Consider the following 15,304-nt stretch of genomic DNA (forward strand, 5'->3'; position numbering starts at 1 on the left):
TAGCCAGAAGATTTTAGGGTGATAAGAAGGGCGACCAAAGTCATGATAGAAAGCGTGGAAGTGACTATCTTCCAAGGCATTCACCACTTTTTCAATGGTAAAGACAATATGGTCTTGTGGCAAGAAAAAACTTATTTCTAGTGATAAAGTCGTTTGATTTGTATTATAGTGAATATGTATGAGATAGCCTTTCTAAATGGTTTATTGAGCAATTCTATTTTATCAAGACTATCGCAACCATGCAAAAAAGCAACGGGAAATCCGTTGCTTTTTTTGGAGCCAAGGGATTATTGTCCCAGACTCTTTATTATTGGCGATGTTTAATTTCCATTTTCCGTAGTAGCTTCGAAGTGGTTTTGAATTTGAGAAGTTGACTCTTGAAGACTTGATTCAGGATTTGAAGTGTTTTCTGATTGCTCAGTTGAACTAGTAGTGCTAGAAGCGGTGGTTGTTTCATAATAGTAATTATAATTTTGAGTCGCATTGCTGAGGTAGAGATAATTACCACTACGATAAAGACCATCCGGCATTGTCCAGTCTTCGTTGTAACCGCCAGTTAAATAAGTCATCATCTCACGATAAACATCAGTAGCAATATCTAGTCCTGAACCGTAGACTGGTGTCAGACGGTTTTTGTAACCTGTCCAAACAGCCATAGAGTATTGAGGAGTGTAACCGACAAAGTTTTCGTCTGGAGCCATCAGTCCGACATTCCAGTTATTTAAACCTAAGGTTTCATTAATAGTAGCAAGTTCCTCGTCAGTATAGTTAGAGGTTCCTGTTTTTCCAGCTTGATTGAGCCCGTAGATTTGTGCACGAGTTCCTGTACCGTAGTAGAGGACTGTTTTGAGCATGTCAGTCATCATATAGGCTGTTGTCTCTTTCATTGCACGATTACTTTTAGCTTCGTAAGTTTTATTTGAACCATCGCTGAAAACTATTTTGTTAACATATTGTGGCTCATAGTAGATACCTCCGTTGGCAAAGGCGGCATATGCAGCAGCCATTTTTTCGCTGCTTGCTCCATATTGTTGATCATTACTTGATGTGGAGCTAGAAATGGCATTGGAATAGTATAACTCGGGATATGTAATCCCTAAACCGGCTAAGAAGTCACTTGCTTTTTTGAGTCCAGTTGCTTCCAAAGCTCGTACAGCAGGAATATTACGAGATTGCATGATAGCGGTCTGCATTGTCATCCAGCCATAATATTGTCTATCCCAGTTATAAATTTGAGTTTTTGTATTCGGCCAATAATAAATGGAGTCGTTTAGGTTTTGTGCCGTTGAAGTATAAACTTCATTTTCAAGGGCAGGTGCAAAATCGGTGATTGGTTTCATGGTAGAACCCCAGTCACGATCAGTCAATACAGCTTGATTGGTACCAAATGTGATGTCTTCTTGCTGATTTCGAACACCAAGTTGGGCGATAACGTGACCATTTGTAACATCCATCACGGTAGAAGCAACTTGGAATTCTTCGTCAGGATATGCTACATAAGTGTCCGTGTTGTAAATATCATGTAAGTGCTCTTGTGCTGCACTATCAACGTTAGTGTAAACCTTAAGTCCGGCGCTAAAAATATCAAGACCTGTTTTTTCGTGGACTTCAGAAATAACTTCTGTTAAATAATTATCAAAATATTTTGGAAAACTTGTAGCAGGTTTTAATGTTTGTAAACCATCAGTGATAGGAGTTGATAGGGCTGTATTATATTCTTCCTTAGAAATGTATTTGTGACGATACATTTGAGAGAGCACCGTATCACGGCGTTTGGTTGCTAATTCAGGTTGCGTATAGGGATCGTACTGACTCGGAGCTTGAGGAATACCGGCAAGTAGAGCTAATTGAGGAATGGATAATTCAGTTAAATCTTTACCAAAGTAAGATTTTGATGCGGTACGCATGCCGTAGTTTCCATTTCCCATGTAAACTTTGTTAATGTAAAAAGTTAAAATCTCTTCTTTTGTAAATTGGCGTTCTAGTTGGAGTGCTAACCAAATTTCCTGAAGTTTCCGTTTGATAGTACGATCAGATTCTGCGGTTGAGAAATATGCTAACTTGATTAACTGTTGATCAAGTGTCGAACCGCCTTGTGTTGTATCGTTAGTCAGATTATGCCAGATGGAACCCAAAATACGATAAATATCAATTCCACGATGCTGGAAAAAACGGTGATCTTCAATGGAAACAACGGCATTAACTAAACCAATAGGAATGCTATCAGAAGTGACTAATTCTCTTTTTTCAGTTCCTAAATCTGCAATAAGATTTTGATCTTTATCATAAATCAAGCTGGAACTAGTCGCTTGTAATTTTTCTTGAGAAAGTTCTGGAGCTTGGCTAGCATAAAAAGCAAAAATACTGCCACCTGCTATAACAGCTAAGATAATAATGCTTAATATAGTAATCGAAAAATATCCTAAGATTTTTTTCAAAAGGACAGATTGATTTGTTTTAGAGGATTTTGTTCTGTTTCTTGCGTTTTTGATGTTAATCACCGCCTAAAATATATTTATCTATGATATCTAGGAAAGGCACCTGAGGGAAGGCACCTGTTTCTATAGCGAAACCATTTTTTTTGATATAATCAAGAGGCATCGATTTAGTGCCTTGATCAATCTGGTAAAAATCGATCAGTGGTTTCGCAGGAAGAAGGTAAGTCTCTTTGAGACTAGAAAAGTGAAGGAGTACAAAGCAAATACCACCTTGTCGTAGAACATTAGCCATATGTTCAATTTGATGTGAATGAAAATTTTTCATTGGCATTGCTGTTTTTTGACGAGTTTCTTTAGCTTCAAAGTCAATGTAATAACCTTTATAGACACCCGAGTAGTCTGTTGTTGAAGCTTGCCTAAAGTAAGCTTCAACAATTTTTGCTCGACTTCGTCTGGGATAATCAACCTTAACAATTTGAATTGGAGTAGGTTTTTTGTGGATAACTGCCATGTGACGAGACAAGTAATAGTCGTTCGTTGTGTTAATAGCTGTTTCAAAACTCATGCCACGATTGGCAAAATCAATCGTTTTATGATTGGGTCTATTGTGCGAGGACGAGTGCACACTTCCCTTAATTTTATTGGGATAATTAACCATGAACCTTCCTTAATTTCTTCACTTATATCCCATTAATTATATCATAATTTGAAAAAGGATGACAAATAATGACCGCATTTTTAATAACAGGGTACAAAAATACAGAATTAGGAATTTTTCAAGATAAGGATGAGCGTGTTGAGGTGATTAAAAAAATTATCAGAAGAGATCTAATCAGATTAGCTGAAAATGGTGTTGATTGGTTGATTTTTACTGGCAATCTAGGTTTCGAGTACTGGGTGTTAGAAGTGGCAAATGAGTTGAAGCATGATTATGGTTTTTCTCTAGCTACCATTTTTACTTTTGAAAATCACGGAGAAAATTGGAATGAAAATAATCAGGAAAAACTAGCACTTTTTAAGGCAGTTGACTATGTCAAATATGCATTTGTGCGTTATGATAATCCTGGACAATTTAGACAGTATAATCAATTTTTATTGGATAATACCCAAGGGGCTTATCTCTTTTATGATAGTGAACACGAGACGTCTTTGAAATATCTTTATCATTTGATGACGGAAAGAGAACAGTATGAGTTAAAACGACTTACAATAGAGGAACTGAATGACTTTGCAACAGATTTATGTGATTGAGTGTAAAAACTTGATTTTTACTCAACTTTTAGGTAATATAGAATTGATAATGCTTTGATTAGCCAATAGCGATGTATGGAGTGTGTGATATGGCAAAAATTATGTTAAGTCCTAAAGATATTTTTGAACGTGAATTTAAGGTTGTTCTTCGTGGATATGATAAGGATGAAATTGATGAATTTTTAGATGAAATCATCAAAGATTATGAGACCTATGAAGCCCAACTAGAACTTCTTCGTCAGGAGAACGCGAGACTGCGTGAACAATTCAAAAATGAAATGAGTGATGCAGGTTCTGTTGCTCCTGAGACTCAGATTTTTACAGCACCGCTTGAATCAGAACGTGTTCAATCAGGAATCCCTTCATTTGCTAGCTCGCCTAATCAACCAAATGATTTAGCACGGTTATCAGCATCAGTGACTAATTTTGATATTCTTAAACGAATTAGTCGATTAGAAAAAGAAGTTTTTGGTAAGCAAATTGTTGAGTAAAGAGTTTTGTTTTAGGGATAAAACAGGTTCTTTTTAGTGAGAAATGTTATTGTTGTTTACTTTCCTTGATTATGGTGGCAATCTGGGACTTAGAAAGTAGATTGGAAAGAACCTAAAGTCCAGTCATGAAATGTCGCAGATGCATACTTTTTGTTGACGATTTCAAGTTATCTAACCAAAATCAACTGCTAATTTAAATAAACAAAAATGAAGTGTAATTTTCGGATAATCGCATGAAGAACAGGTTTTTTCATGAGGAAAGTCCATGCTAGCACGAGCTGAGATGCTCGTAGTGTTTGTGCTAGGCGAAACAATAAGCCTAGGGACGCCTATTGGTGTTACGGCGGGGGAAAGGGCTAAGTCTTTGGATATGCCTCAGTACTTCTGAAAGTGCCACAGTGACGTAGTTTTTATGGAAACGTAAAAAATGGAACGCGGTAAACCCCTCAAGCTAGCAACCCAAACTTTGGTAGGGGCACGAGATAGCCGGAAATGAACGGACTATTTTGACTGGAAACAGTAGACAGATGATTATCGAAAGAAGTGGTACCTAGTCACTTCTGGAACAAAACATGGCTTATAGAAAATTGCATATAGGGTAGGAGGCAGTGAAAATATTCCAGCCTCCTATTTTTCAGTTAAAGAATTCAGTGTGATGGTGGAAGGCAGTTCTTGTCATATTGGCTTTAGTGGCCATTATAATAAATGACTATAACAAACGGTGTGATACCTGTTTTCTAATACTAAAAGTCTCTGAAATGTTTTAGCTACTTTTAAGCAAGTTTCAGATTAGAAATAAAAAGTTTCTGTGATTTTTTGGGGGAGATTAGTATCAATTTTATGAACTTCCTTGAGTCTTGAGCCGTTTAAGATTTTGTGTCTTGAATGGAGGAGGAAGTTGTTGTTCAGCATAGTGTCTCATCTAAACTTAGAACTAAGAGAGTGAAAGAAATTATCTTCTTCGAAATGATGATTTCAACTCCACTCTCTTCTTTTCTTGTGAAGCTCTAGAGGAACCGTAAAAGTAATGTAATCTTCTAAAGTGTGACTTGTGCTATAATAAGGCTAAGAATATAAGAATAAGGAATAAAATGAAAAAACAATTTAATTTAATTGCTACAGTAGCTGCTGGTTTGGAAGCGGTAGTTGGTCGAGAAATCAGAAATTTAGGGATTGATTGTCAGGTTGAAAACGGTAAAGTCCGCTTTACAGGAGATGCTCAGACAATCGTTGAAACCAATCTTTGGTTACGAGCGGCAGATCGCATAAAAATTGTGGTCGGAAGTTTTCCAGCAAGAACTTTTGAAGAATTATTCCAAGGCGTTTTTGCTCTGGATTGGGAAAATTATCTTCCTTTGGGTGCTGCTTTCCCGATTTCAAAGGCGAAATGCGTTAAATCTAAGCTTCATAACGAACCTTCTGTTCAATCGATTACAAAAAAAGCTGTTGTGAAAAAATTACAAAAATATTTTCATCGTCCAGAAGGAGTTCCGTTGATGGAGAATGGTCCTGAATTTAAAATTGAGGTGTCAATTCTTAAAGATATAGCAACCATTTTAATTGATACAACAGGAACAAGTCTTTTTAAGCGTGGTTACCGTACTGAAAAAGGTGGTGCTCCTATCAAGGAAAATATGGCCGCTGCTATTCTTCAGTTAACGAATTGGTTTCCAGATAAACCATTAGTGGATCCAACTTGTGGTTCGGGGACTTTCTGTATTGAGGCTGCTATGATTGGGATGAATATTGCTCCTGGCTTTAATCGCACTTTTTCATTTGAAGCTTGGCCTTGGATGGATCGTCATTTGGTACAAAGCGTGCGTGATGAAGCTGAAAGTAAAGCAAACTATGATGTAGAGTTGGATATCATGGGATGCGATATTGATGCTCGAATGGTTGAAATTGCTAAGAGAAATGCCGAGGAAGCTGGGCTTTCAGGTGTTATTACCTTTAAGCAAATGCGCCTACAAGATTTTCGAACAGAGAAAATAAATGGTGTTATTATTTCTAATCCTCCGTATGGAGAACGTCTATTGGATGATGAAGGAATAACGGCTCTTTATCATGATATGGGTGAAACATTTGCACCGCTTAAAACATGGAGTAAATTTATTTTAACCAGTGATGAACGGTTTGAAAAGAAATATGGTAGTTTAGCTGATAAAAAACGTAAATTGTATAACGGAACACTGAAAGTTGATCTTTATCAATATTATGGAGAAAGAGTTAAACGCCAGCAGGTTTAGAAAGGGGATAACATGTCAAAGAAATACACGCAAGAATATCAACAAGAAAAACTCAATTTTGAACAAGCTAAAAATATGACTATTGAAGAGGCGGTTCGTAAAGAAGCTGAACTCAAAGCGGGTATTACTGAAAATGATAATATTTTAGATAAATATATTAAGCAAAATCGTGAAGAAGTAGCTTCTAAGAAGTTTGAGAACACACGTGAACTATCAGAATTAAGTCGTGAAAAGATTGATGAATTTATTGCTGAGCAGCGTAAAAACTTATCGCATTCAGATGATTTCAATCAAGAAAGTCAAATGTCTTCCAAAGAATTGATTAAAGTTGCGGTGGAAACCCCAGATGCTAAGCCTGTTTCTACCATTGAACCATTTGATATGGTGGAGAGGGATCAATCAGAAGAAGACCATAAGACTGGCTTAGGGGGAATTGAACCAGCTCAGCTTTTTTACAAGAAAAAAAGTCTATGGTTAGGAACCGCTATAGCTTTGATTCTTGGAGTGGTAGCAATAGGCTATGGCATGCTTCAAGGAAATCAATCAAAAGAGGCATCAGAAAAGGTCACGCAGACTAAAGTAACGACTGAAACAACGACAGATGCTTCTGAGCAGACTAATAAAAAACTTGAGGCTTTTAATAAGCAGTATGCGACATTCTTTAAAGATGAAGCACAGTCTAAACTAAAAAATAGCGAATTCGGAAAAGTGTCGGAACTTGAACGCTTACTGAAAGCTTTAGAAGGAACGACTTATTATGACGATGCTAAGAGTAAGTTTGAACGATTAAACAAATCTATTAAAGCTGTGCAAGCTGTCAATGATAAGTTTGATAGTCCTGCTATTGTTGACGGTGAAAAAGTAGCGAGTTCTTTAAAATCTGATGCTACCCTAAATGATCTGTCAGCAACGGTTTTAAATACAGGCAATGCTCATTTAGATACTCTCTTGCAATCAGTTGTGGCAGAGGCACGTACAAAAACGACTAATCCTGAAAATAGTGTGGCTGCTAATGCTCCTGCGAGAGATAGTGAGCCGATCGTTGTAGAGCCATCTCAACCAGTGCCGTCTCAATCAGTAGCCGCTCCGACTCAACCGGTATCTGCAACAAGTATTTATGGGATAACTAATTATGATGTCAATACACTTCAACGTCAGTTAAGTCGTGTACCTTATAATTTTGATGTGATTGCTGATAAAGATAATCCTGCTTGGACTTTTAATGAAGGTATTCTTGAAAAAATTGTAGCAACTGCACAAGAACGTGGTCACATTGTAGGGAATAATTACATCTTAGAAAAAGTAAACATTATTAATGGCAACGGTTATTATAATATGTTTAAACCGGATGGAACTTACCTTTTCTCAATCAATTGTAAAACCGGCTATTTTGTTGGAAATGCTAAGGGGAATGCAGACGCATTAGATTACTAGAGTGAAGCTAAAACGAAGTTCTATTAGTAAATTAGGTAGGGACGATACCGTTACAATTCTTCGTGGTAAAGTCACAGAGTAATGGGGTGGAAGAAATTAGGAAAACTCAGCTTCCTGTACCGACTACTACGTAACGTGTATTAGTCAAGGGATAATAATGCAAGAGTCATGACTTTGAAATCTGAATTTTTCCTTGAATTCTGGTTCCTAAGAATAGAAATCAAGCTGTTAATGCTATAAAAATTTAAGCGGTTAGAATACCTAACTTGTCCCTCTTCAAACAGAATCGTTAGCTGACGCCCTCTTTGTTCTTTTGATTTTACATCATTGCAAGGTTATCCGTAAAAGTTAATGTTGCATAGATAGGTAGTTTACTCGGATTTGATTTGGAGAAGTATGGAAAACTCTAAAGTTACAGTAAAAAGCATAGAATGACGTTATTTAAAACGCTATTTCTATGCTTTTTAGAATGATTATTTTTCAAAAGAAGGGATACGCAGAGTGACTTTTTCAGCTATTTAAGTTGTCCAAAATATCGAAATTTCAAAACACTGATTTCTTTCTTGAACTGCTATAGAAGGCAAGAAAAAGAAAGCGTTTATAGCTAATTAACTCGATATAGAAATCACTCATAATCTCCAATACGATAGGAAATTTGCGCTGTTGGATGTTGTCCGTCAGGTGATTGTTTTTACTGAAAAATAAAAATTTTTTCTTTTATGTATGTGCTTTTGGAAGAGCAACTTTAAAATTAGACAACTTTTCTTACAAAAGCATCATCTGAAATCCCCTGAGAGAGAATTAACTTAGCCCATTCTTTCGCGGCAAAAAGGCTATGATCTTTATAATTACCACAAGATTCGATAGTAGTTCCAGGAACATCTTCCCAGCTAGTAACAGTTGCGATTTCTTCTAAGCTAGATTTTAGTACTTTGGCGATAGTAGTTGTGTCAACTTGTCCCCACATAATTAGGTGAAATCCAGTGCGGCAACCAAATGGAGAGCAGTCAATCATACCATCAATGCGTTCTCGGATGAGCTTGGCAAGTAAGTGCTCAATGGTGTGGAGTCCAGCAGTTTCGATTGAATTGGTGTTTGGCTGGACTAAACGAATGTCGAAATTGGTAATCACATCTCCAGCAGGACCTTTTTCCTCCGAGATAAGGCGGACATAAGGTGCTTTTACGATAGTGTGATCAAGTTCAAAACTTTCCACGATAACTTTTTTTGTCATAAAATTTCTCCTTAAAAATATTTTCTTCTATCATACCATAAAATTCATTTTTAGATTGTGAAACGTTTTATTTTATGATAAACTTAGAGATAGTTTTGATTGAAAAAAACTATAGAAAAGAGGAGAATGAATGTTAAATGTTATATTAGCAATTGTTTCTATCCTCATCGGTTTAATGATTGGCTATGCAGTAATTTCGGCTAAGATGAAATCAGCCAGAGAAACTGCTGAGCTAACTCTTCTTAACGCAGAGCAAGATGCTGTTACTTTACGTGGACAGGCTGAAGCAGAAGCTGAGCATATTCGTAAGGCGGCAGAGCTTGAAAGCAAAGCGCATAAAAAAGAAGCTTTGCTGGAGGCAAAAGAAGAGGCTAGAAAGTATCGTCACGAAATTGAGCAAGAATTTAAATCTGAGCGTCAAGAATTGAAACAAATGGAGACACGTCTAAGTGAGCGTGCTTCTTCGCTTGATCGCAAAGATGAAAGTTTGGTCAGCAAGGAGAAACAGCTCGAATCTAAAGAGCAAAGTCTAACAGATAAATCTAGAAATATCGATGAGCGTGAGGAGCAATTAGCAGAACTCGAAGCTAAGAAATATGCCGAACTTGAACGCGTAGGCAATATGACTATTGCTGAAGCACGTGAGGTTATCTTAACCGAGATAGAAAATAACTTGTCTCATGATATCGCAACTCGAATTAAAGCTGCAGAGCAAGAAGTTAAAGACCGATCTACTAAGACAGCCAAAGAGTTGTTAGCACAGGCGATGCAACGTATTGCTGGAGAATACGTGACGGAGCAAACTGTTACGACAGTTCATTTACCAGACGATGGGATGAAAGGACGTATTATTGGTCGTGAAGGGCGTAATATTCGCACCCTAGAAAGTTTAACCGGAGTAGATATCATTATCGATGATACACCAGAAGTGGTAACCTTATCAGGATTTGATCCAATTAGACGTGAAATTGCTCGTTTAACACTTGAGGCTCTTATTGCAGATGGGCGTATTCATCCAGCTCGTATTGAAGAGTTGGTTGAGAAACATCGTAATGAGCTTGATAATCGTATCCGTGAGTATGGTGAGGCAGCGGCTTATGAAATTGGTGCTCCAAACCTACATCCAGATTTGATTAAGATTATGGGACGCTTACAGTTCCGTACATCTTATGGGCAAAATGTCTTGCGCCACTCCGTTGAAGTTGGTAAATTAGCGGGTATTTTAGCAGGTGAACTTGGAGAGAATGTTGCTTTAGCTCGTCGTGCAGGTTTCTTGCATGATATGGGGAAAGCAATTGACCGTGAAGTTGATGGAAGCCATGTTGAGATTGGAACAGAGTTTGCTCGTAAATACAAGGAGCACCCAGTAGTTATCAATACAATTGCTAGCCATCATGGTGATGTAGAACCAGAATCAGTTATTGCTGTGATTGTAGCAGCCGCGGATGCTCTCAGTTCAGCTCGTCCAGGTGCACGTAACGAATCAATGGAAAATTACATTAAGCGCCTACGTGACTTGGAAGAAATTGCGACTGGGTTTGATGGTGTTCAACAAGCCTATGCACTTCAAGCAGGACGTGAAATTCGTATTATGGTACAACCTAAGAAAATCAAGGATGATCAAGTTACGATTATGGCTCATAAGGTCCGTCAAAAGATTGAGGATAATCTTAACTATCCAGGAAATATCAAGGTCACGGTTATCCGTGAACTGCGTGCAGTTGACTATGCCAAATAGATAAGAAGCCGAGAGGCTTTTTGTTTTTTATCTGCTTCTCTCCTTGAAAAAGCTCTGCTATTTTGCTAAAATAGAGAGAAATAATATGAATATTTTTGTAACAGATGTGTGAGTCAATGGGCATCTGTCATCTTAGGAGAGGGATTTTTATAATGTCTGAACGTGGCTTATTGATTGTCTTTTCAGGACCGTCAGGAGTTGGTAAAGGGACTGTACGTGAGGAGATTTTCTCTACGCCAGACCATAAATTTGAATACTCGGTGTCGATGACGACACGTCCTAAACGACCTGGTGAGGTTGAGGGGAAAGATTATTTTTTCCGAACTAGAGAAGAATTTGAAGAGTTGATTAAAAACGGTCAGATGTTAGAATATGCCGAGTATGTAGGGAACTACTACGGGACACCGCTAACTTATGTCAATGAAACTCTGGATAAGGGAATTGATGTTTTTCTTGAGATTGAGGTTCAAGGTGCTCTTCAGGTTAAAAAGAAGGTTCCAGACGGTGTTTTTATCTTCTTGACCCCACCTGATTTAGAGGAGTTAAGAGATCGTTTGGTTGGTCGTGGGACGGATAGTGATGAAGTGATTGCTCAGCGTATCGCCCGTGCTAAAGAAGAGATTGTGCTCATGCGTGAATACGATTATGCTGTCGTGAATGATGAAGTGCCATTAGCAGCTGAGCGTGTTAAGCGCCTGATTGAGGCTGAGCATTACCGTGTTGAACGTGTTATCGGAAGATACAACGATATGATTAAAGATATTTAGAAAAGAGATTACTGTTATGATGTTAAAACCGTCAATTGACAAATTATTGGACAAGGTTCCTTCAAAATACTCACTTTGTATTTTACAGGCAAAGCGTGCACATGAGTTAGAAGCTGGCGCAAATCCTACTCAAGGATTTAAGTCCGTAAAAAATACTTTGCGTGCTTTGGAAGAAATTGAGTCAGGAAATGTGACGATTCACCCAGATCCAGAAGCAAAACGCGCTCAGGTCCTTGCTCGTATCGAAGCAGAGCGTTTAGCCAAAGAAGAAGAAGAACGTAAAATCAAAGAGCAAATTGCTAAAGAAAAAGAAGAAGAAGGAGAAAAAATCTAAGGTAGTCTATCTTGGATTTTTCCTTTATACAGGGTGTAGAACAGGGCTTGTCAAAAAGAAATGGAACTTCGTAGGAGGTTTTGCCGCTGATTTTGTCAGTTTTATTTCCTACCTTCAAAGGTCTTCCAGAGTTTGGAATGTCTTCACTTTTTAAGAAAAATACAAAAAGTAATTTTTGAATTTGAATCACTATAAATAAACTCTAAATAATCATATGAGTGTTATATTTAGAAAATGTAAAATAGTTTTTAGAAAGGAAATCTATGAAGAAAATTGCTCAGGTCATTGTTGATATGCCGTTGATGCAAACTGATAAACCTTTTTCTTATGACATTCCGAAGCACCTGAGAGACGTTATTTCTGTAGGTTCTAGGGTGCATGTTCCCTTTGGCAATGGAAATCGACTGTTGCAAGGATTTGTCGTTGATTTTTTGGATGAGACAGATACGGCATTAAAATCTGTTGCAGAGGTTTTAGACTTTGAACCTGTACTCAATAAGGAACAGATTGAGTTGGCTGATAAGATGCGACATACGGTTTTTTCTTATAAGATTTCTCTTCTAAAAGCGATGTTACCAAGTCTTTTAAATAGTCAATATGAGAAGTTACTGATACCTAGAGAGACTTTGTCAGAGGATGATCGGCAGGTGATTTTTGGTTCACAGTTCAGCCTTTCTGCTAATGATTTGGATAAAACATTAGAAAACAAGGTAACTCGCTTAGCACGAAGCGGTCAGATCCAGGTAGATTATCTGGCTAAAGATCGTAAAACGATTAAGACAGAAACCTTTTATAATGTTAATAAACAGCGTTTATCAGAAGTAGATTTAGGAAATCGTGCTAAGAAACGCTTAGAATTGCAGCAGTATCTTCTAGAAAATTCTCAAGATGGAAAAATAGCGGAGCTGAATAAATGCTTTTCATCACCTGTTGTTAAATATTTCATCGAGCATGGTTTTCTGGAAACTTATAAAGTCGAACAAAATCGTTCAGATGACTATTTTGGTCGTGTTGAAGAAACTGATTTTTTGACGCTAAACGCTCAACAACAAAACGTTGTAGATAGTGTAACGGAAAAAATTGGGCAAGAGAGCAAGCCCTTTTTGTTACAAGGAATTACAGGTTCGGGTAAGACAGAAGTTTACCTTCACATTATTGATAAGGTATTAAAATTAGGGAAAACAGCTATTGTGCTTGTCCCAGAAATTTCATTAACTCCCCAAATGACCCACCGTTTCATTTCACGTTTTGGTAATCAAGTGGCTATTATGCACTCGGGGCTTTCGGATGGTGAGAAATTTGATGAGTGGCGTAAAATCAAGTCGGGGCAAGCAAAGGTAGTCGTAGGCGCTCGCTCTGCTATTTTTGCTCCATTAGAAAATATTGGGGCTATTATCATTGATGAAGAGCATGAGGCAACTTATAAGCAAGAGTCAAATCCACGCTATCATGCTCGTGATGTTGCTCTCCTTCGTGCTAAGTATCATGAAGCTGTACTTGTTTTAGGGTCAGCGACACCAACGATTGAAAGTCGTGCTCGTGCTAGTAAGGGTGTCTATGAATTTTTACGGTTAACGCAACGGGCCAATCCTTTGGCAACTATACCAACTGTTCAGGTTGTTGATTTTAAGGATGTCATTGGTCAGCAGGAGGCTAGTAATTTTACGCCAGTTTTACTTGATAACATTCGTGATCGTCTTGCCAAAAAAGAGCAAGTGGTACTAATGCTCAATCGCAGGGGGTATTCTTCATTTGTGATGTGCAGAGATTGTGGCTACGTTGATGAATGTCCTAATTGCGATATTTCCTTGACACTTCATATGGATACACGGACAATGAACTGTCATTATTGTGGGCATCAAGCAGCTATTCCTAACGTCTGTCCAGATTGTCAAAGTCGGAGTATTCGTTACTATGGTACTGGAACGCAGAAAGCTTACGATGAACTTGAGGCGCTCTTGCCTGACGCCAGGATTATTCGAATGGATGTTGATACGACTCGGCAAAAAGGTGCTCATGAAAAGATTTTAGAGACTTTTGGTAATGGCGGAGCAGATATCTTACTTGGGACTCAAATGATTGCGAAAGGGCTAGATTTTCCAAATGTTACTTTAGTTGGGGTTCTCAATGCTGACACTTCTCTTAACTTGCCAGATTTTCGTGCTGCTGAGAGAACATTTCAGTTATTGACACAGGTTGCAGGGAGAGCTGGACGTGCTGAGAAAGCTGGTGAAGTTGTTATTCAAACCTATAATCCTAACCATTACGCGATTCAATTTGCAAAAAATCAAGATTATGAGGGTTTCTATAACTATGAAATGGACATTCGCAGACAGCTATCCTACCCCCCCTATTATTACACAGTTGGTTTGACCTTATCTCACAGAGATGAAACCTTACTTGTCAATAAGAGCTATCAAGTCATGGAAAAGTTGCGCAGCTATTTATCAGAAAAAGTCAAAATTTTAGGACCGACGCCTAAGCCAATCGCCAGAACGCATAATTTATACCATTATCAAATCATTATCAAATATCGCTTTGAGGATAATCTTGAAGCTGTTCTTAATGATATTTTGGAATGGACACAAGAACCAGATAATAAAGATTTGAGAATAGCCATTGACCATGAACCACAGAATATGATGTAAGATGTTAGCAATGAAAGGACTGTAATGAAGCCAATGATATCTAAGACACCTGATGTCCCTAGTCAATTGACACAGGAAGAAATTGATTTTTTAACACAAGTAACCTTTTGTGAGGAAGTTTCACCCCAAAAATGTGATGTTCTTTTTATCTTTTCAGGAACTCACCCTGGTCATTGGGAGAAAGCTATTGAAGCCTATCAAAAAGGTTATGTTGATAAGATTCTTGTAACCGGTGGACGTAGTTTGACGGGCACGCCGCATCCTGATTGGCATTTTGAAGGACAGACGGAAGCAGATGTTATTATGGCTTTTCTTCTTGAAGCCGGTATTCCTAAAGATTGTATTGTTGCAGAGAAAAAATCGACCAATACCTTGGAAAATGTGACTTGTGCCAAAGAGGTTTTTGATTTTTCTACGGTTGATCGTGTCATGTTTATCTGTAAAAGTCACGCCACCGGACGTCAGTGGCGAACCTTGGTTAGGAACATCCCTAATGAGATTGAATACATTCCCTATACCTTTGATGCAGCGTATAAGGAAACTCCAATCAGTCGCTACAATTGGATGGAGACGGAGATAGGGCGTTCAAGGGTATGGGGAGAATACTTACGAATTAAATACTATGGTGAAAAAGGAGATATCCTACCTTTAGAGAATGAAGCCATTACTTTTCCTATCTTAGACAAATCATGTTAAGATAGACTTAAATTAAGAGCAGTGAAA

At 37.9% G+C, this 15,304-nt stretch carries 13 protein-coding genes, 1 other RNA gene and 1 pseudogene; 11 read left to right on the top strand and 4 right to left on the bottom strand.

The window, feature by feature from the left end:
• A partial coding sequence (locus ACFPQ3_RS11850; protein WP_465269638.1) for a transposase occupies positions 1-174 on the bottom strand: 174 nt, incomplete at its 3' end.
• On the opposite strand from ACFPQ3_RS11850, the pseudogene ACFPQ3_RS09500 reads away from it, so the two are divergent.
• Positions 141-374 (top strand): annotated as a pseudogene (locus ACFPQ3_RS09500) (hypothetical protein). The gene ACFPQ3_RS11850 and the pseudogene ACFPQ3_RS09500 sit on opposite strands and share 34 nt — an antisense overlap.
• Here the strand turns inward: ACFPQ3_RS09500 and pbp1a are convergent.
• Both pbp1a and recU read right to left on the bottom strand, forming a co-directional pair.
• A complete protein-coding gene (gene pbp1a / locus ACFPQ3_RS09505; RefSeq protein ID WP_232323252.1) occupies positions 321-2,438 on the bottom strand; it encodes a penicillin-binding protein PBP1A in 2,118 nt (705 codons plus the stop codon). The pseudogene ACFPQ3_RS09500 and the gene pbp1a overlap by 54 nt on opposite strands.
• A gap of 55 nt (positions 2,439-2,493) precedes the next feature.
• Positions 2,494-3,096, bottom strand: coding sequence for a Holliday junction resolvase RecU (gene recU / locus ACFPQ3_RS09510; RefSeq protein ID WP_156806985.1), 603 nt, complete (start codon positions 3,094-3,096; stop codon positions 2,494-2,496).
• Between the two features lie 68 nt (positions 3,097-3,164).
• Here recU and ACFPQ3_RS09515 point away from each other — a divergent pair, with 68 nt between their 5' ends.
• The 5 genes from ACFPQ3_RS09515 (at position 3,165) to ACFPQ3_RS09535 (ending at position 7,860) form a co-directional block, all read left to right on the top strand.
• The gene (locus ACFPQ3_RS09515) at positions 3,165-3,689 is read left to right on the top strand and encodes an SLOG family protein (RefSeq protein ID WP_156806986.1); all 525 of its coding nucleotides are present in this window, start codon (positions 3,165-3,167) and stop codon (positions 3,687-3,689) included.
• A gap of 89 nt (positions 3,690-3,778) precedes the next feature.
• On the top strand, positions 3,779-4,180 hold the full coding sequence (locus tag ACFPQ3_RS09520; RefSeq protein WP_156806987.1) for a DivIVA domain-containing protein: 402 nt from the start codon (positions 3,779-3,781) through the stop codon (positions 4,178-4,180).
• Between the two features lie 217 nt (positions 4,181-4,397).
• Positions 4,398-4,765, top strand: an RNA gene (gene rnpB / locus ACFPQ3_RS09525) — RNase P RNA component class B.
• Between the two features lie 506 nt (positions 4,766-5,271).
• On the top strand, positions 5,272-6,426 hold the full coding sequence (locus tag ACFPQ3_RS09530; protein WP_156806988.1) for a THUMP domain-containing class I SAM-dependent RNA methyltransferase: 1,155 nt from the start codon (positions 5,272-5,274) through the stop codon (positions 6,424-6,426).
• Between the two features lie 12 nt (positions 6,427-6,438).
• Complete coding sequence (locus tag ACFPQ3_RS09535) at positions 6,439-7,860, top strand: cell division site-positioning protein MapZ family protein (protein WP_156806989.1); 1,422 nt, start codon at positions 6,439-6,441, stop codon at positions 7,858-7,860.
• Positions 7,861-8,611: 751 nt separating this feature from the next.
• Here the strand turns inward: ACFPQ3_RS09535 and ACFPQ3_RS09540 are convergent.
• A complete protein-coding gene (locus ACFPQ3_RS09540; protein ID WP_156806990.1) occupies positions 8,612-9,094 on the bottom strand; it encodes an S-ribosylhomocysteine lyase in 483 nt (160 codons plus the stop codon).
• Between the two features lie 130 nt (positions 9,095-9,224).
• On the opposite strand from ACFPQ3_RS09540, the gene ACFPQ3_RS09545 reads away from it, so the two are divergent.
• The 5 genes from ACFPQ3_RS09545 to ACFPQ3_RS09565 all read left to right on the top strand — a co-directional run bounded on the left by ACFPQ3_RS09545 (position 9,225) and on the right by ACFPQ3_RS09565 (position 15,277).
• Entirely contained in the window at positions 9,225-10,832 is a 1,608-nt protein-coding gene (locus tag ACFPQ3_RS09545; RefSeq protein ID WP_156806991.1) for a ribonuclease Y, read from the top strand.
• 152 nt (positions 10,833-10,984) lie between these two features.
• Positions 10,985-11,599, top strand: coding sequence for a guanylate kinase (gmk, locus tag ACFPQ3_RS09550; protein ID WP_156806992.1), 615 nt, complete (start codon positions 10,985-10,987; stop codon positions 11,597-11,599).
• A gap of 16 nt (positions 11,600-11,615) precedes the next feature.
• Positions 11,616-11,933: a DNA-directed RNA polymerase subunit omega gene (gene rpoZ / locus ACFPQ3_RS09555; protein ID WP_121835789.1), complete on the top strand. Its 318-nt coding sequence runs from the start codon at positions 11,616-11,618 to the stop codon at positions 11,931-11,933.
• A gap of 263 nt (positions 11,934-12,196) precedes the next feature.
• On the top strand, positions 12,197-14,581 hold the full coding sequence (locus tag ACFPQ3_RS09560; protein WP_156806993.1) for a primosomal protein N': 2,385 nt from the start codon (positions 12,197-12,199) through the stop codon (positions 14,579-14,581).
• Positions 14,582-14,605: 24 nt separating this feature from the next.
• Positions 14,606-15,277 carry a YdcF family protein gene (locus ACFPQ3_RS09565; RefSeq protein WP_156806994.1) on the top strand — a complete coding sequence of 224 codons (672 nt, stop codon included), beginning with the start codon at positions 14,606-14,608 and terminating at the stop codon, positions 15,275-15,277.
• Positions 15,278-15,304 lie beyond the last annotated feature (27 nt).

Origin of the sequence: Streptococcus caledonicus, assembly GCF_042656225.1 — a bacterium.
In the GTDB taxonomy this organism is placed as follows: domain Bacteria; phylum Bacillota; class Bacilli; order Lactobacillales; family Streptococcaceae; genus Streptococcus; species Streptococcus caledonicus.